Below are 18,524 nucleotides of genomic sequence, written 5' to 3'. Positions count from 1 at the left end.
TTTACATGCCACGGACTATATGCTAAACCAATCCTCATGCTGGCACTCAAGAACTTACCATATATTATCACCGCGACTTTTCTCTGCATTTCCCTGTGCGCCTGTTCAACTAAGAATTTTCAAGAGCAACTTTCGCCCTACTCCGACTCAATAAAAACCATACTTGAAACATCAGGCAGCAACCATGCTGAATTAGAAGACTTCATTTCCAGATATGATGAGAAACCGGAAAGACGTCAGGCCGCGCAATTTCTAGTCGCCAACCTGCCCCCTTCAGACCGGGCCGGCCTTTCTGCTGATGAGCTAGCCGAAAACCTCGACTATGCCTTCCTTGCCCGCAGATCTACCCCGTGGGGGAGAAACGTTTCTTGGAACGATTTCCTGCACTATGTATTGCCTCACCGCGTGAGTCAGGAAAAAGCGGTCAGCTGGCGCAAACAATTTTATTCTGAGCTTCTCCCTCTGGTTACTGAGTGCACATCAATGGAAGAGGCTGTACTCGCCGTAAACCAATGGTGTTTTTCCAAAACAGGGTTCAAGTCCACTCAGCGCTGGGACCAAAACCCGCTTATGACCATTAATAGAGGCTGGGGAAGATGCGAAGAAGCAGTAATTCTCACCGTCAGCGCACTGCGCAGTGTAGGCATCCCCGCAAGACAGGCCATGGTTCCGGCATGGCAACACTCCAATGACAACCACACTTGGACAGAAGTTCAGGTAGATGGGAAATGGCATTACATTGAATCAGCCAACCCTGATTACGGACTTGACCATGCATGGTTCAGCGGTTCTGTCCGCAAGGCTCCGCTGGTGGTTTCCTATGCATACGGCAATGCAAGCTCAACAGATTACCCGATTCTGGGCCGTGCGTTCGGCTGCACTCTGATTAACACCACTGCCCGTTATGCCCCGGCAAGCAGAGCTAAAATTCTGGTCACCGATTCCAAGGGCAACCCTCTGCCTGAAACACGAATATTTTTTTCAGTCCTGAACTATGCCTCGTTTCGCCCTGTTGCCGGAAAAACTACCGACGCTGAAGGCAAAGCGGAAATCACATTGGGGCCGGGGTCTGTACTTATCTCTGCATCAAACGGTGAAGATTCCGCATACACAGGATCAATCTGGATTCCGGGAGAACAACCCACGCGTCCTTCTGTATTGCTCAGGATGCAGCCTAACAACAGACCAGAAGGCACAATCAGCTTTAAATTTGCCTACAAGGACACCTTGAATATCCCAACACCGCCCAAAAACTCAGAAGGAACCAAGAAGGCGGAATTTGATTCTATAAAAAACAAACGCCTACAAATGCTGGCAGGCATGAAAAACGGAGCTGAAATCGCAGCCCCTGATAATGTCTCTGACATTGCAAAATCCGGGCTGAACACCCCGCAAGTATTGCAGGCAATTGCCACCTGTCCGCCTAAAAACAGCGACTCACTGCTTAAATTAATTTCCATACTGCCTGTGGCAGACTTGTTGACTGTTAATGGTTCTGAATTGATTGAGAATGCTCAATTCGCTGATCTGGCAAGAAAAGAGACTGAATCAATAGGTCTAAAATACGCTGACAGCATTTTTGAAGAATACATCCTCAACCCGCGCATAATGTACGAACAACAAAGCAATTGGCGTAAAATCCTGTATGAAAAATTCAACCTTAATAAAGTGGGTGGACTGAAAAAACTATTCAAAAAAATTGAGACATTAAATACCGGAATATCATCAGTAAAAAGTGGCACAATGGGGAATGCACTCACTCCTATCCAAGTACTGGATACCCGCAAAGCATGCTCATTTGCAGACATCTGTATATTAAATACCGCAATCATGCGTAGTGCCGGAGTCCCGGCCCGTTACCTAGATGAACTGGGCTGGATAGAATTCCATGATGGCGAAAAATGGCAGCCGTTTTACCCGCAACTTCCGGGACAGACTGGAAATAGAAACGCAACAGCAGAAACTCAGGCTGTCTATTCAAAATGGCAGAGCATTAAATTTAGCCTTCCTTCTTTTGAAAAAATGAAGCGCAGCCCGCAATACTTCAAAGATTTTTCAATATCCAGACTAATAGACAAGACTAAATTCCAAATTATTGAAAAGACTGTTCGGGGTAAAATGGTTCCCAACAGTAAAACATGGGAAATAGCAACACCACATGGAGAATATTATTTGATCAGCGTGCAACGTAACAAACAGAACGAACCGACTATTTCTGTCCACAAAATCGGAAAATAAGGTTACTATGGCGCAAGGTTATGATATTTCAAAAATGAGACAAGCTGACTTGCAACTCAACAATTATTAACGTATCCCCATACTACGATGCACGAATTGCTGGAAAAACAACTAAAAGACACCATCGGAAGTCAGTCTACGGATTTGGCCGATGAGTTGAATGACTTCATAAATCTGGTCGAAAAAACTTACTCCGGCCTTGATGCATCGACTCTCATACCGAACTCTCCCGCCGTAAGCATTTTGCAGTTCATTCCGGATCCTGCGTTCATAATTAATGAAAACGGGATCGTCGTTGCTTGGAACCCTGCACTTGAAAAACTCACGGGCACTAAGGCTGAAAAAGTCATAGGCAAAGGCGATTTCGAGCACATCAAACTCATTCACGGAAAAAGGACTCCCGGCCTGATTGATCTTGTCAGCGGCTGTGATGAGCTGGGGGAAATTGAATACGGTGCCATCAGTCGCAGGGGAAAAGCTCTTGCCGCTGAAATCTGTATTCAGAACCTTGGCAACCGTAAAAGCACCAACCTATGGGTTCAGGCTGCACCTATACAGGATGCAAACGGTAACACAATCGGCGCAATTGAATCCCTTCGCGATATTTCAGCACGAAAACAGACTGAAAATATCAACCTGATTTTATACAAAATTTCATCTGCTCTAAATTCGACTGCAGACACACCCATCTTCCTCAAGCAGGTTCACGAAAGCCTCAAGCCGTTCATTGAAGCTGAAAACTTCTTTGTCGGACTATACGACGAAGAACAAAAGACATTAACTTTTCCCTACTACGCTGACGAAAAAGATTTCATGGCACCTTATACAGTCCTGCCGATGATAGAAGGTAAAAGCCTGAGCGTAGAAGTGATCAAGGCAGAACATCCTCTGTTGCTTGATGAAAATGACTTCCGTGACCAGAGGACCAACAGCATTAACCATGTCGGCTCCCCTGCGAAATCATGGATGGGCATCCCCCTGAAATTCGGGGGGAAAATAATGGGTGTAATGGCAATCCAGTCCTACGAACGTAGCGGAGTCTACAACTCTAGGGACATTGACCTGATGGTGGCTATATCCGAACAGGTCGCAGCAGCTCTGTTGCGCAGACAAGCAGAGGAAGCCCTGCTGGAAAGCGAAAAGAAATTCCGCTCAATCTTTGAAAACGCCACCGTTGCCATTTTCCAGATATCTGCTTCTGGAAAAGTTACAGTAGCCAATCCGGCATTGGCTGCAATCATGGGATATGACAGCGTAGACGAAATGCTGGTCGAAAACGATCAGGCCTCAAGATTTCTCTATAATCATGAAGGACGTCGAAAATTCCTGAAAAGGCTACTCTCCGATGGAGCGGTCAATGGCATGCTGCTACGTGTAAACCACCGCCACGGGAAAGAAAAATGGGTTACCGTTAACGCCCGCACTTCCTATGATGCTCAAGGAAATCCCGTCCTGTACACAGGCACCGCCTTCGATTCCACATTGGAAATTGTAGCCGAGCGCAAAATTTTCAGACACAAATCCCGGTTCATGCAGCTATTTGAAAGCTCTCCGCAGGCCATAGCATTAACTGACTCTAAAGGTAATGTGGTGGACACAAACAGGGCCTTCAACAAACTGTTCGGCTACTCCACTGAAGAAATGGCACCCTGCTGTGAGAACCTTTCTCCGACCAACACAGGTAAGATCAGAGCAAACCTGAAAAAAATCCTCGGCGGAGAGACATACCGGACCGAAGATATGCGTCGCCATAAAAACGGCAGACTGATCCCGGTTTCAATTCTTGGGTACCCCTTTCTCTACAATGATGAAATTTCCGGAACATTCATAATCTACGATGATATTTCCCAACGTAAAGAATATGAACGCAGGCTTTCTTACCAGTCCCTGCATGACTCCCTGACCGGGCTGCCCAACCGCACGTTTTTCCTTGAACGCCTGGAAGAAACACTGGACATGTCCCGCAAAATACCTGAAAGGACTTTTGCTGTCCTGATGCTCGATATCGATATGTTCAAACGCATTAATGACAGCCTCGGCCATCAGGCAGGTGACGAACTGCTCATTGAAGTAGGTAAAAGAATCAAGCATTGCCTGCGTCCGGTTGATACCGTGGCAAGGATGGGCGGTGATGAATTCGCGGTACTGATTGATGATTTTTCCACTCCCCAGATGGTCATCCAGATAATCCGCGACATTCGCAATGAAATCCGCAAGCCGATGAATATATCTTCGCGGGAAGTAGTCATCAGCTCCAGTATCGGCATTGTTTTTAAGACCTCCAGTTATGAGCACCCCGAACACATCATCCGTGATGCCGACATCAGTATGTACAAGGCCAAGGAACAAGGGGTGAACAAGTTCAAGGTCTTCAACAAAACCATGCACGAAAAAGCCCTGCAGAGCCTGCTGATAGAGACCGAAATAAGGCAGGGCATTCCTGAGAATGAATTTTTCCCTTATTTTCAGCCTGTTTACAGCATGCAGAACCGCAATCTGGCCGGTTTCGAAGCACTTGTGCGCTGGAACCATCCGGAACGTGGCTTCCTGACTCCGGACCAGATTATTCCTGTTGCAGAAGAAACAGGATTGATCGTTGAACTCGACCGGATCATACTTTTTGAAGCATGCAGATTCATGTCTTCTTGGATCAGGCGCTACCCCAATGCCAGTGACCTTTTCCTGACCGCGAACCTTTCTCCCAGCCAGCTTTCCAAACCGGATCTGGCTGAGACGATTCAGACAATTGTGCGGGAAACCGAGATTCCAGCTGACAACCTCAAACTGGAAATAACTGAATCCGCGATCATGGAGCGCAATGCAGCCTCCTCCCTAAACTTGAAAAAAATAGGTGAAATGGGAATCAGACTGGCTGTTGATGACTTCGGTACCGGATATTCATCATTGGCCCAGTTGCAACGCTTCCCTGCTTCCACTGTTAAGATTGACCGTTCCTTTGTCAGCCACATGGCCGGAGACCACGAATCACTTGAAATTGTCCGTGCAGTAAATGCCCTGGGGCACAGCCTGAGCATGGATGTCATTGCAGAAGGTGTTGAAACAAGGCAGCAGCTTATTCTGCTCAAAGATATCGGCTGCGACTACGTTCAGGGTTATTACTTTGACAAACCCCAGACCAAAGAAGACGCGGAAAAACTGGTCAAGATGCGCTCTGAAGGCTTCTGCCCTCCCGGATTAACTACAATTTAATACCGCCACCCCCTCCTCCTCTTTTGCTGTCCCGCCTTGTTCACGGATAGTTTTGCGTGTATGCTCCAAGAAAAAGAACTGTCATTTTCAGGAGTAAAGATGAAACATACCATATCCGCACTTGTAAAAAACAAAACCGGGGTTCTTGCCGAATCATCAGCCGCCTTTCAAGATAATAAAATCAACATCACTTCCATTTCCTGCGGTGAAACAGAGAACATGGATGTGTCACGCATGGTCATCTGCGCCGAAGGCAGCCGGGAAGAAATAACCAAGGTCACTGAAGAACTCAAAGCCATGGACTTTGTCATTCAACTGGACGACCTCGCCCGCAAGGAATTTGTAGACCGCGAGCTTGTGCTTATAAAGGTTGAAGTAAACAAAGATACCATGTCACAGGTGATGCAGATTTTCGAAGTCTTCCGGGCCGATGTTGTCGGTATGGGCCAGAAAACCATTACTGTAGAACTCAGCGGGGACCAGGAAAGGGTTGAAGGCCTTATAAAGATATTGCAGCCTTTTGGCATAAAAAGCCTCTGCCGTACCGGCATGATCGCACTCAAACGTGGTGATGAATAACGCTTAACTATTGCGGGATTGATCTAAAACCAGACGGAACTTCCAGACCGTAAAAAGGTGCGCACATGACCATAACATCCTTAGATGAAATCATTACAGCAGTTCGTAATCATGAACGGCCTGCGCGAGTGGCAATTGCCCCATGCGCTGAAGAATTTGTTATCCGCTCCGCCCTCACAGCGCATAAAGAAGGTATTGCCGAGCCGATATTCATCGGCAACAAGAAAAAATCCATTGCTGTAGCGGAAGAACACGGATTGAACATTGACGGATTTGAATTCCACGATGAAAGTGATGATGTCGAAGCAGTAGCTGTCGCAGTATCATACTTCAAAGAAGGCAAGGCCGACCTGATCATGAAAGGGCTGGTCAGCACCAGCACAGTACTCAAAGCCATCCTCAACAAACAGACCGGAGTACCTACAAAAGGTATCATCAGCCACGTAACTGTATTCGAAGCATCCTCCCAGCAAAGACTTATCCTGCTGACTGATGCCGGGGTCAATATTAAACCGAACCTGCAGCGCAAGGCGGATATCCTGCGCAACGCCCTCGATGTTGCGCGCAGCCTCGGTATGGAAAAGCCAAAAGCGGCCATCCTCGCGGCCACAGAAAAAGTGAACTATCCGGCCATGCCCGCCACACTAGATGCCGATATCCTTTCGAAAATGGCAGCAGAAGGCGCTTTCGGTGATGCCCTCGTTGCCGGACCGCTGGCTCTGGACCTGGCCATTTCCACAACAGCGGCAACCTGCAAAGGAATCGACGATCCTGTAGCCGGATGTGCTGACATCCTGCTCACCCCTGAAATTGAGAGCGGCAATATCCTATACAAAGCACTGGCTACCATTGCCGGAAAAACCATGGCCAGCGTGGTTGTAGGCAGTGAAGTCCCCATTGTTGTCTCATCAAGGGGCGATTCCGACAGCTCAAAATTCCATTCCATAGCACTGGCCTGCTATCTTTCGGGAAAGTGAGCTTATTTATGGAGACAGGCTCTGTAAGCTGATAAAATAAATGCTGTAAAGGCAACGGTCGAAAAAGGGGGAGCATGAAAAACTTATCAAAATCGATCATAGTCATTTTGATGGCTATACTATTGTCCCCTGCATATGGATTTGCAGCCAGACAGCTGACTTTTGCAACCGACCCCTTCCCTCCATACTACTATGAAGAAGATGGAACGGCTAAAGGATTGCAAGTTGAATTAGCAAAAGTGGCTTTTGGTAAGATGCATACGCGGTTCGAAGTCCAATTCCTTCCTTGGAAAAGAGCACTACTCATGGCTGAATCGGGCAAAGTGGATGGTATTTTCGGCCTGCGCAAAACCAAAGAAAGGCAACGCTGGCTGATCTATCCCGATGAGCCGCTCATGTTCATAACATCTGTAATATTCAAACGCTTTGATGATCCTTTTGTGTACACCGGAGTCCCTTCACTTAATGGCAAACACATCGGTACAATAAAAGGTTATACATACGGAAAAGAATTCGACAACAGCACAATGTTTCATAGGGATGAGGTTAAAAATTTACGTCAGAATTTCCTGAAACTCATGGCCGGACGAGTTGATCTTGTTGCCGGATACCTTACGGTGGGCAACCATATTTTAGATGGCATGAATCTGGAAGATAAGATTGTAGCCAGCCCTGTTGCGATTCACGTGACCCCACTTTATATCGGATTCACCCGCAAACCGGGCAGTGGAAAAATTAGCCAGAAATTTTCACGCTTATTAAAAGAATTCAAAGAATCAGATGAATGCGAAGAAGCCATGCACCGAATTGGCATTAAAATGAACATGCTCACTCCGTGCTATTGATAATGACACATAACCTATCAAGCATGCCCTGACGAACACAAAAGCCATACTCCGGAACCGATCAACAATATCCCAAAAACGGATGTAATTGATATGTGCTCCCTGTAAATCAAAGCTCCAAGAGGGATAAGACATGCCATAACCACCCCGTTAACCAGAATCGGCAAGGTGTTTACATTGGCTCCGGCTTTGTAAGTCAGCAGTACACCGATTTCGATACCGAAGACCGCTAATCCCAATAGCAAAACCGGCCAGTTCTTAAAGCTTATAATATCCAACACTTCTATCTTTCCGGTCTGGAAAAACATTCCCGCCAGACTAAACACCATGGCTATAGCATAAGCAAAAGCAAGAGAACCGAAGATAGAACCGCCCCCGGCAATACTTTTTTGAGCAAGGTGATAAATCACGGAAGAAGCCACAACAACCGCGATAGAACCATAGAAAGCAAACATTTAAATTTCCCCTGAAATAAAGTATTAGAGATGTATGTGAAGGCATAACTACTCCCGCTTATTAACTTTTACCACTGAAAACTATTCATTCCCTGTATGAGCAAAACTAATCCGTCCAATCTTGACCTGAACCTGCTGGTCATACTCGATACGATATTTACCGAACGAAGCCTGACCCTTGCCGGGAACAAGCTGTTCATGACCCAATCTGCGGTAAGCCATGCTCTTTCCAAGCTTCGCCACCACTTTGATGACCGGCTATTCGTCCGCAGGGGCAATATCATGGAACCTACTCCCCTCTGCAAAACAATACACCGAAACATCGCTCCCAGCCTGAAAACAATAAACCAGTCACTTGCCGACCGGGGAGAATTTGATCCCTCTTCATCCAAACGGACATTCAACCTTGGACTCAGCGACTATCTTTGTCAGCTGCTACTCCCAGGCATACTAAAGATCATTGAAGCCAAAGCTCCGGAAATTTCCATTCGCATAATGCAAACCACCTATGAAAAACGGACAGAAATGCTTCAAAATGGCAAGTTGGATCTGTTTCTTGGCTGCCCCAGAGATTACGGAGCCGGGGTACTCAAGGAGAAGCTGTTTGAAGATAGGGAGGTTTGCGTTGTCCGCAAAGACCACCCAATACAAGGCAGGGTAATGAATGAAGAAGAAATGGCCGATAGTGAATTTGCGGCTCTTTCCCTTTCAGAATCAGGACTGGGCTTTCTTGAGGACTACCTTTACCGCAAAGGAGTGCAGAGAAAAATCAAGATTGTATTGCAACAGGAGACAGTTATTCCTGCACTGGTAGAAAATTCTGATCTTGTCGGCAGTATGGCCCAACGTCTGGCAGAAATATATGCAGCAAAGGGACGATTACGCATAGTCAGGATGCCGTTGGAAAACACAGAATTCGAAGTGTCTCAGCACTGGCATTCCTTGAATGACAGTGATCCGGCACAGCAATGGATACGCTCGGTAATTAAGGAAGTTGCAACAGCCCTACCTCCGCTGGGACTGACGTGATGAGGAAAAACAGTCATTTAATTTACAACTCTGCGAAAATGATGTTATTTTTTTCAATGGAAAGCAGTTTTTGTCTGTAACATGCTTGCGCAATAAACTTTTTTTATTTTATAAGAATAGTTAACGAACCAGAACAAGAATTTCCCGCAAAAGGAGAAAACATGCCTGAGAAACTGAAACTGACCTTATCCATAGTTGTGATATTCCTGATGGCCGTTGCTTCGGTTGTCATGGCTGCTTTTTTCCCGGCTGCTGAATCTGGAATTTCCCTCTCCCAAATAATTATTCTCTGTGTTGCCATTGTTGCAACTGTGCTGGCGTTTATCTCCCTTAATTCAGGACTCAGCAATCAGCAGGAAACTCTGTGTAACTATCTTGTTGACCTGAGCAAAGGCAAAACAAAGGCTTCCATTCCTGCCGGCCTTGATGACGAGGTTAATGAAACAGCCCAAAAAGCCGGAAAAACAATCCATGAGCTGGCTGAAAACTTCAGCAAGGCAGAAGAGGAAGCAGACAATCTGCGCAGCAGGGTAAATAAAGCAGAGTCAGAAGCTGAAAATGCCCGCAAGGAACTTGCTGATCAGAAAGAAGCACTTGAAGCTATCAACAAATCCGCTGTAAATGCCGGCGGCATTTCCGGAAAACTTTTCGCAGGGATTGAAGAACTCAGTGCGCAGGTCAACCAGGTAAGCGCCGGTATGGACCTGCAGCGCGATCGTGTAACCGAAACCGCAACTGCAATGGAAGAAATGAACAGTACAGTTCTGGAAGTCGCCCAGAACGCCAGCCTTGCCGCTAACAGCTCTGCCCAGTCCAAGGACAATGCAGTCCATGGCGCAAAAGGCGTAACAGAAGCCATCCAGTCCTTTGAACAGATCAAGGACACTATCCTCAACCTCAAGGAAACCATGGCTACTCTGGGTGAACAGGCTGACAACATCGGCCAGATCATGACCGTAATTACTGATATCGCTGACCAGACCAACCTGCTGGCCCTGAACGCAGCAATTGAAGCAGCCCGTGCCGGTGAAGCTGGACGAGGATTCGCAGTTGTTGCTGACGAAGTCCGTAAGCTTGCTGAAAAAACCATGGACGCCACCAAGGGCGTTGGCGAGGCTGTCTCCAAAATTCAGGACAATGCACGCGAAAATATCGCTGCTGTTGAATCTGCTGCAGAGGATATTGTTAACTCCACTGAGTCCGCAGCCAAGTCTGGTGAACTCATGGAAGCAATTGTGGGAATCGTTGACGAGACAAACACTCAGGTTGAATCCATTGCTGCAGCAAGTGAAGAACAGTCCGCAGCATCCGAAGAAATCAACATGGCCATCAGTGATGTGGCAAGGGTTGCATCCGAGACCTCGGAAGGCATGTCCGCATCCGCCCACGCACTCACTGAAATCGCCAGTGTTGTCGAAGAACTTGATTCAATTGTACAGGGAATTTCAACCGGAAGAATTGTGGACACCAGCTCCGGCAAAATCGTTGAGTGGTCAGATGATCTTTCAGTTGACGTGCGCACCATTGATGAACATCACATGACACTTCTGGACCTGATTAACGAACTTTACGGAGCCATGCGCCAGCGCAAGGCCGACACAGTAATTGGCGAAGTGGCTGAAAGACTCCTTGAGTACACCATTTACCACTTTGGATACGAAGAAAAGATTTTCGACAAGCATGGCTACCCGGAAACAGCACCGCACAAGAAGCTGCATAAGACTTTCATCGATAAAATCGCTGAATTTAGAGACGATGTTGCTGCAGGCAAAGTTACCGCCTCTACCGACATTATCCGCTTCCTCAAGGACTGGCTCATCAAGCACATCATGGTTGTTGACGCCAAGTACACCGACTTCATGCATGAGAATGGCTACCATTAAAATCAGCCAGCCACAGATACTGAAAAAGGCCCTGAAACCTAGGTTTCAGGGCCTTTAATTTTAAATGGAATTAACAACTATTCTTTACTCAGAAAATCCTTGATGCCAGCACCAAGACGCTTGATTCCTTCTACAATGTGCTCTTCGTCAGAGTTGGAGAAGTTAAGGCGAAAGGTATTCTCGCCGCTGCCATCCACATAGAAAGGACGTCCGGGAACGAAAGCCACCTTGTTCTTAATGGCCTCATCAAAGAGATCCATGGAAGACATTCCTTCCGGGAGTGTTACCCAGAGGAACATACCGCCCTCAGGACGGGTAACTTTTGCCTCGGCAGGAAAATACTCTTCAATGGCCTTAACCATTGCCGCACGCTGATTTCCGTACCGTTCACGGATCTTTTCAATATGGTTATCCAGCGGATTATCAATAACATACTGATGCATAACCCGCTGAGCAAATGTACTGGTATGCAGGTCGGAAGCCTGCTTGGCGATGATCAGCTTATCCCGCATTTCCCCGCCACAGACCATCCAGCCAAGGCGGAATCCCGGAGCAGCAACCTTTGAGAAAGAACCGAGCAGAATGCCGTTATCTTCAAGGTAACCGCGCACAACAGGTTTCTCAAAATCACCCATAAACCTGAGTTCACCGTAAGGATCATCCTCCACAAAAAGGATATCACGATCTTTAAGAATATCTGCCACGCCCTGACGTTTTTCCGCACTGTAAGTCAGCCCTGAAGGATTCTGAAAATTTGTTACAGCGTAAAACATCTTAGCTTCGTTCTCATCCAGCACTTTTTCCAGTTCGTCAAGATCAGGACCGTCGTGCTCAAGACCTACAGTAAGGAAATTTGACTGGAAAACCGAGAAAGACTGGATCGCGCCAAGATAACCGGGCCGTTCGATAACAACGTTATCCCCAGCATTAAGAAAAACCTTGCCCAGCAAGTCCAGACACTGCTGTGAACCAGAAGTTATCAAGATTTCATCAGCATCAACCTCGATGCCTTTTTTCTCCTTATAACGATCTGCAATATACTGCCGCAAGGGCTGGAAACCTTCTGTTGTGGAATACTGCATGGACTGCGGTCCGCTCTCCCGCATAACTTTAACCGCAGCTTCCTCAAGGTCGGAAACAGGGAAAAGTTCAGGATTGGGTAAACCACCGGCAAAAGAAATAATTGAAGCATCTTCAGTTACTTTCAGAATTTCACGAATAAAAGACCTGTGCACTGTAGACATGCGGTCTGCAAACTTAACGGGCATATGAGCCTCCTTGAGAATATGTGATGCCGAAAGAAATACATAAGGAATTACGCCACGGCCAAATATAGCAATGGATTTTCGGCAGTTCGTTGCTTATTTTCGGATAAAATAAAGGGATGCGAACGTTGGAATGGAAGAAAGCATACTGATTTTTATTTAGAACACAAGTAGCAAAACAGTTTTTTTAATGCAGTACAAAAAATGCAGCTTAAGCTAGAGCTTTCAAAATGGAATCCCCGGTAATCAGGGGCATTGTAAACGAAAAGACAGCACCTTCTCCCAGAACACTGGAGACACAAATTTCACCGCCCATAACCTTTAAAACACGCTTACAAATCGACAGCCCCAAGCCGGCCCCTTGAAAGCTCCGCTTATAACTACCATCTCCCTGAATGAATGGCTCAAAAAGCTTCTCCTGCATGTCATCTGAGATACCGATTCCAGTATCGCGGACTTCAAAAAGAAGTCCTTTTGAATAGTCTTCCGCCAGAGCTACTCCAACATCTACTCTACCCTGTTCGGTAAATTTTAAGGCATTACCTACAAGATTAACAAGGACTTGCTGCAACCGCAGAGCATCGCCATCTACTGTTTTCGGAACCTCAGGACTGATATCAAAATTCAGGACCAACCCTTTGTCACGAGCCTCCTGCCCGAACAACTGATTAACCGAATCTAAAGTCTCCGCTATTTCAAAAGGCGCAATCTGCAATTCAAGCTGCCCCGCTTCAACCATAGTAAGATCGAGAATATCTGTAAGCAATGAACTCAGCCTGCTGCTGGATTTCAAGGCATAGTCAGTATACTCCAACTGCTCAGCATCAAGGTCAGTTGTTTTCAAAAGTTGAAGCATACCCATTATTCCATTAATGGGCGTACGTATTTCGTGACTCATATTTGCGAGAAACTCAGATTTAACCTTGCTTGCCGCCTCAGCCTGCTCTTTGCTTTTTAGCAGAGCATTGCACATAATTTTATGAACAACAGCATCAGCGACAGTAGGTGCCAACTGATTAATTACTTCCGTATCTTTTTTAGAAAAAGGCCGATCCTGTTTGCATAAACCCAGAACAGCAAAAACTTTACCTTGATACATTAGAGGGGTGATTAAAAAGTATTGCATAAAATCATCTTGTAAATCTTTACGCAAAACACCTTCCTCAATTGTTCCATTATATATTGAACAACATTTTTGGTAACACTCAAAGCACCAGCTATCCAGCATGTAAATATTCTGAATCTTTCTTTCATACTTTTTTCGTAACGAATAATTCAGTTTAAACAGATCTTCAGCGTCAAGAATAAAATCATTGGACTCTGCAAAACGGAAAAACGCATAATTACTGCAGGTAAACTTTTCTACATCTTTAAGAGTACGGCTTATAATACTATCTACGCTGTGTTCAATGGCATATTCACGCAGCATAAGCCGTGACTGAAGTAACTGCTCCATCAGTTTGCGTTCTGTTGTGTCCTGACCAACGGCTTGAAAACGGACCGCCTGCCCCTGATCATCAAAAAAAGCTCGATTCGTCCATTCATGCCAATAGATCTCTCCATCCCTGACCACTTCATGCACATGGGTTTGAATCGGATTTTCAGGAGTAAGGGTCAGATATCGGCTTTTGACAGCATCTACAGCATCTTCAGGTAGGAACTCTAAGAATTTGTAGCCTACTAGCTCATCTTCATTTTTTCCAAAATACTCACAATATGCCCTGTTTACATACGTAAGGGTACTATCCGGCAAAAACTCGCAAATCATTGCAGGCAGAAGTTCACCAAACTCTTGGTGGTTATTCATTTCAGGCATATGTCCCTTCCCATCAAAAACAATACAATTGCCTTCAGTACCCCTTATTAAGAATAATACCACAAGAGGACAATTAACACACAACAAAAAGTGAGGGGGACAGACTGGTAGCCTGTCCCCCTGCGGGTTAGATGATAAGGAGATGGGAACTAATTATTCATCTGCGATTCGATCCATTCTCTTACTTCGGCGTTTACGGGATAGTTACCCTTAAGGTCGCCGACCGACTTCCTGAACCTTTCAGCAATGTCCTTGGGCAGTTCAATGCTCATCAGTTCACGAGCCTCTTCCGAGTTCCTGCGTACGAAGAGCACTCTCGGCTTATCGTCCCACAGATAAACGGTGAAATAGTTTGTATAGTCATTCTTGGAAGTTACCGGAGCAAACTTGGAATCCCAAGGATGGTTTCCCCACTCAAGGTACAGGGTTACGGCATCTTCAGGAGTCATTTCCCAATCAATGTCCCAATTCTTGTAATCTCTAAGGCTTCCCATAATTATCTCCTTACTGTCTAAAATATCCAAATTAGTTGTTTTCCCATCAACCTTGATTAAATAATAACAATTCCTATTACTGAGTCAAGAGATAAATTCCTTTAAATTTAAATTTCTGTGCTGTATGAATTAACCTTACGGATAACAAACAAGACAAAATCAATTATATCAAGCAGTAATCTAACATGGCTAATCAAGCATATCCTGTCCCCAAAAAAAGCATCCGCACTGAGGAAACGATTAAAAAAAGTCGATTTATATGTGACCTCAAGCCTGTACAGACTCGTGAAGAAGCAAAAGAATTCATAGCAGCCATAAAAAGCGAATTTCCTGACGCCCGTCACCACTGCTCCGCTTTCATAGCCGGACCTCCCCAGACCGGGGACATGGGCATGAGCGACGACGGCGAACCGCAAGGCACAGCTGGTAAACCCATGCTGCAAGTATTACAAGGAAGCGGCATCGGGGACATCGCCGCTGTGGTGACAAGGTACTTCGGAGGAATTAAACTCGGAACCGGAGGGCTTGTGCGAGCCTATTCAGGTGCAGTGCAACAGGGATTGGAAGAACTCGAAGTAGTCATGAAAGTGCCCATGCGCATACTGACACTTGAAATTTCGTATGCGCAGGAAGGAATGCTGAGACGCATGCTTGGCGAATACCGGGCAGAGATCGAAGAGCAATCCTTCGGAGCCAGCCTGATGTTTACGCTGATCATGCCCTCAGATCAGGTGGAAGATTTTTGCGCACGGATTGTGGAAGATACCAACGGCACAGCTGAGATATTGGTAGAAGAGGAAGATATTTGGAGGTAAATTAAAACCCCCTCACTTCATGAAGTGAGGGGGTTTTAATTTACCTTACGGCTTTACGGTCAAAGTATATTTATTGTCCCAGTCGATGTATTTGTTAATCAACTCGCGGACCTGAGCGGCATCAGTCTTGGAGGCCTTCTCGATTATCTTTTGATCAAGGTTCGGCTCAAATCCCTTTACGATCAGGCTGGCAGCTTCCCGGCTGCGGGAAAGCAGGCTCTGGTGTTCCTGATAGTACTCACCGCGCAGGATATTGCGAGCGCGCAGGATTTCATCTTCCGGCAAATCCTTCTCCTTAAGCATTTTCACAGTCTTGTCGAAGCCAGCCATGGCCTGTTCAAGCTGTTCCGGCTTGGTACCGATGTAGAAAGCCATGAATCCGGTCTTGGGTGCCTGCCAGAGGAAGGCGGTCACGGTGTAACCAAGCCCCTGCTTGTCGCGCAGATCACGAAAAAGCAGTCCGCTCTGCCCTGCAAGGGATGCACGAAGCAAAGAAAGCCCTGCGGTGGCCTCTTCATCCTCCATACCCGGTACCGGAAAAATAACCATCAGATGAGCCTGATTACGATCCGGCAGGGTCATGGTCAAATCCTTTTCCGCTCCCCAATGAGGGGCAGGCACTGACACTGCGGTATCCTTCACGACAAGTTTGCCGTCCAGTTCCTTTGCAAATGCAGCAAGTGCTTCACGATCATAATCACCGCAGATGGAAATTACGAAAGGACGGGAAGACTGCTTTTTCCAATAGGCAAGAATATCTTCACGGGAGAACTTCTCCACATCCTCGGGCATTCCAAGATGGAAATAGGAATAACTGCCGTCTTTATAAAGGAAGGGGAACATATTCCTAAATGCAAGGCTCAAAGGACGGTCTTCCTTGCGTTTAATGGCAGAAACCTGATCCTGCTTTGCGCGGTCCAGCTCTTCAGGAGCAAAGCGCGGGCTGGAGATCACTTCACTGATCAGCGGCAACATATCCGCAGTGAAACGAGACGGAAACTTTGCATTGATAGCGAAAACTTCACGTCCGGCAGTTGCACCAAGGGATGCAGCTCTATCCGAAACAAAATCTTCCAGCTCAGTGGCATTCAAACTCTCGGTTCCACGAGTCAGACTCTGGGAAACCATTGCCGCAAGCCCCTGCTCTTCGGAAGTAAGGTCAGCATCACCACCTACCCAATACATGGACATGGCAGTGTAAGGCAGGGTTTCGTCAGGAATAAAAACCAGCTTGCTTCCGTTTGCCAACTCAATAGTTGCAGCTTCGCCCGGGCCTACGTCATCAGACTGTGCTGCGGCCTTTGCTTTTGCGGGCCAGTTAGCAGCAACGGCTTTTTCAAAACTTTGCGCGTCAGCTTCTACGCCTTCGGGCATAAGCATGCAGGCGGCCAACTTGGTAGGATCAAAATACTCATCATAAAGCTGCTGCAACTGATCACGGGTGATGTTGCGCAGATCGTAGAGGTAATTTTCCTCGGCCTGCTGCCCACCTTCAAAGAACTGGAAGTAACCCAGCTTGGAGGCCAGCCCGGAAAGGGTTTCCTTGGTCAGGAATAGGGAATCCTCAAGGTTGATGACCACCCGGTCCATTTCGCGGTCAGTAAAATCGTTGAAATCAACTGATGAAAGCTCAATCATGAGTTCTTTCCAGAACTCTTCAACCTTATCAGCATCAAGAGTGGCGAAGACGTAAAGCATCCCGGCCCGCTCAAGAGTAAGGGAAGACACGGAGATGCTATCCACCATGCGTTTTTCATACTTGAACTTACGGTACAAACGGGATGTTTCACCGCCACCAAGAAGCTCACACATGGTTTCAAGTCCGGCAATCTGAGAAGAACTCAGGCCGGGAATGGGGAAAGCTGCACCGATATAAACTTTATTCCACTTACCGGGGACAACCTTAACAGTAGTCTTGCCGGAAGCAGGAACAGGGAACACAGTTGGCGGAACAACAGGGTTAACGGACTTGCGGCTGCCGCAAAGTCTTTCCGCTTCCTTAACCACAGCCTCGGGGTCAATCTTACCGACAACACTGAGCAGCATGGACTGCGGCTGGTAAAGGCGGTCGATGTATGCGTGAATATCTTCGGATGAAATTCCTTTCACAGTGTCACGGTAACCGATGATAGGCCACTGGTAACTGGTATCCTTCCAGACTATGGACTGCAGAGTTTTGAAAATCCTGCTACCGGGGTTGTCTTCACCCCGCTCCAGCTCGGAAAGAACAACTTCGCGCTCAGACTTGAGTTCTTCGGGATCAATCTTGGCGTTGAAGGTCATGTCAGTGACGATGTCCATGCCCAGCTTCCATTCATTCTCAGGGACTTCCACGTAATAAACAGTGTAGTCAAAACTGGTTGCGGCATTCATATCACCGCCCACAGACTCGATCTCACGAGCAGTCTCACCGGGACCACGGGTCTCGGTACCTTTGAATACCATGTGCTCCAAGAGATGGCTGATCCCGGCCTGCTCAGGTTCTTCGTAAGATGATCCGGCATGGACGAACAGACGCACATTAACCAGCGGAAAGCGGTCATCCTCTTTAACAAGAATGGACATACCGTTCTTGAGCTTGATCACGTGCGGCCCTTCGCCGGAAGCAAGAGCTTTCTTAATTTCATCGCTCAGTTCAGCGGATGCGGCTTTTTCCGCATCGGAATCAGCAACGGGCTGAACTGCGGGAGCGGCCCCGGATTCACTATCAATCAATCCGGCAGCCACATCTTCCTTTTTATTGGCATCTATTTTTTCAACTTTGCATCCGGAGCTCATTAGGAGCACCCCGCAAAGTAGCATGAAAATACATATTTTTTCAAAATCAAATCCTTTAACGGCTGCTACAGCCTTCACATTTTGTTGAGGGACCATGTCTCTTTAACTCCGGTATGTCAATCAGGTTTGAAGTACAAATT

Annotated in this window: 13 protein-coding genes; 8 read left to right on the top strand and 5 right to left on the bottom strand. The window is 46.7% G+C overall.

Annotated elements, in window-relative coordinates:
• The first annotated feature begins 36 nt into the window (after window positions 1-36).
• The 5 genes from ACO05Z_RS07170 to ACO05Z_RS07150 all read left to right on the top strand — a co-directional run bounded on the left by ACO05Z_RS07170 (window position 37) and on the right by ACO05Z_RS07150 (window position 7,849).
• Window positions 37-2,238: a transglutaminase domain-containing protein gene (locus ACO05Z_RS07170; RefSeq protein WP_421901479.1), complete on the top strand. Its 2,202-nt coding sequence runs from the start codon at window positions 37-39 to the stop codon at window positions 2,236-2,238.
• Between the two features lie 87 nt (window positions 2,239-2,325).
• Entirely contained in the window at window positions 2,326-5,448 is a 3,123-nt protein-coding gene (locus ACO05Z_RS07165) for an EAL domain-containing protein (protein ID WP_421901478.1), read from the top strand.
• Window positions 5,449-5,547: 99 nt separating this feature from the next.
• Complete coding sequence (ilvN, locus tag ACO05Z_RS07160; RefSeq protein WP_421901477.1) at window positions 5,548-6,027, top strand: acetolactate synthase small subunit; 480 nt, start codon at window positions 5,548-5,550, stop codon at window positions 6,025-6,027.
• 65 nt (window positions 6,028-6,092) lie between these two features.
• Window positions 6,093-7,004 (top strand): bifunctional enoyl-CoA hydratase/phosphate acetyltransferase, encoded by a 912-nt coding sequence (locus ACO05Z_RS07155; protein WP_421901476.1) that lies wholly within the window; start codon window positions 6,093-6,095, stop codon window positions 7,002-7,004.
• Between the two features lie 74 nt (window positions 7,005-7,078).
• Window positions 7,079-7,849 carry a substrate-binding periplasmic protein gene (locus ACO05Z_RS07150; RefSeq protein ID WP_421901475.1) on the top strand — a complete coding sequence of 257 codons (771 nt, stop codon included), beginning with the start codon at window positions 7,079-7,081 and terminating at the stop codon, window positions 7,847-7,849.
• A 17-nt stretch (window positions 7,850-7,866) separates the two neighbouring features.
• Here the strand turns inward: ACO05Z_RS07150 and ACO05Z_RS07145 are convergent, their stop codons facing one another.
• The gene (locus tag ACO05Z_RS07145) at window positions 7,867-8,304 is read right to left on the bottom strand and encodes a hypothetical protein (RefSeq protein WP_421901474.1); all 438 of its coding nucleotides are present in this window, start codon (window positions 8,302-8,304) and stop codon (window positions 7,867-7,869) included.
• Window positions 8,305-8,400: 96 nt separating this feature from the next.
• Between ACO05Z_RS07145 and ACO05Z_RS07140 the strand changes: the two genes are divergently transcribed.
• A complete protein-coding gene (locus ACO05Z_RS07140) occupies window positions 8,401-9,333 on the top strand; it encodes a LysR family transcriptional regulator (RefSeq protein WP_421901473.1) in 933 nt (310 codons plus the stop codon).
• 161 nt (window positions 9,334-9,494) lie between these two features.
• A complete protein-coding gene (locus ACO05Z_RS07135) occupies window positions 9,495-11,216 on the top strand; it encodes a bacteriohemerythrin (protein ID WP_421901472.1) in 1,722 nt (573 codons plus the stop codon).
• 77 nt (window positions 11,217-11,293) lie between these two features.
• On the opposite strand, the gene ACO05Z_RS07130 is transcribed toward ACO05Z_RS07135, so the two are convergent.
• From ACO05Z_RS07130 to ACO05Z_RS07120, 3 genes are all read right to left on the bottom strand, one after another.
• On the bottom strand, window positions 11,294-12,484 hold the full coding sequence (locus ACO05Z_RS07130) for a PLP-dependent aminotransferase family protein (RefSeq protein WP_421901471.1): 1,191 nt from the start codon (window positions 12,482-12,484) through the stop codon (window positions 11,294-11,296).
• Between the two features lie 208 nt (window positions 12,485-12,692).
• The gene (locus ACO05Z_RS07125) at window positions 12,693-14,297 is read right to left on the bottom strand and encodes an ATP-binding protein (protein WP_421901470.1); all 1,605 of its coding nucleotides are present in this window, start codon (window positions 14,295-14,297) and stop codon (window positions 12,693-12,695) included.
• A gap of 149 nt (window positions 14,298-14,446) precedes the next feature.
• The gene (locus ACO05Z_RS07120) at window positions 14,447-14,791 is read right to left on the bottom strand and encodes a DVU0772 family protein (protein ID WP_421901469.1); all 345 of its coding nucleotides are present in this window, start codon (window positions 14,789-14,791) and stop codon (window positions 14,447-14,449) included.
• Between the two features lie 185 nt (window positions 14,792-14,976).
• Here ACO05Z_RS07120 and ACO05Z_RS07115 point away from each other — a divergent pair, with 185 nt between their 5' ends.
• Window positions 14,977-15,606, top strand: coding sequence for a YigZ family protein (locus tag ACO05Z_RS07115; RefSeq protein ID WP_421901468.1), 630 nt, complete (start codon window positions 14,977-14,979; stop codon window positions 15,604-15,606).
• 45 nt (window positions 15,607-15,651) lie between these two features.
• On the opposite strand, the gene ACO05Z_RS07110 is transcribed toward ACO05Z_RS07115, so the two are convergent.
• Window positions 15,652-18,480, bottom strand: coding sequence for a M16 family metallopeptidase (locus ACO05Z_RS07110; RefSeq protein WP_421901467.1), 2,829 nt, complete (start codon window positions 18,478-18,480; stop codon window positions 15,652-15,654).
• Window positions 18,481-18,524: the final 44 nt, after the last annotated feature.

This window comes from Maridesulfovibrio sp. (assembly GCF_965230075.1).
Taxonomy (GTDB): Bacteria; Desulfobacterota; Desulfovibrionia; order Desulfovibrionales; family Desulfovibrionaceae; genus Maridesulfovibrio.
Note: the sequence above shows the minus strand (reverse complement) of the source record. Positions and strands in the feature narration are given on the sequence as shown.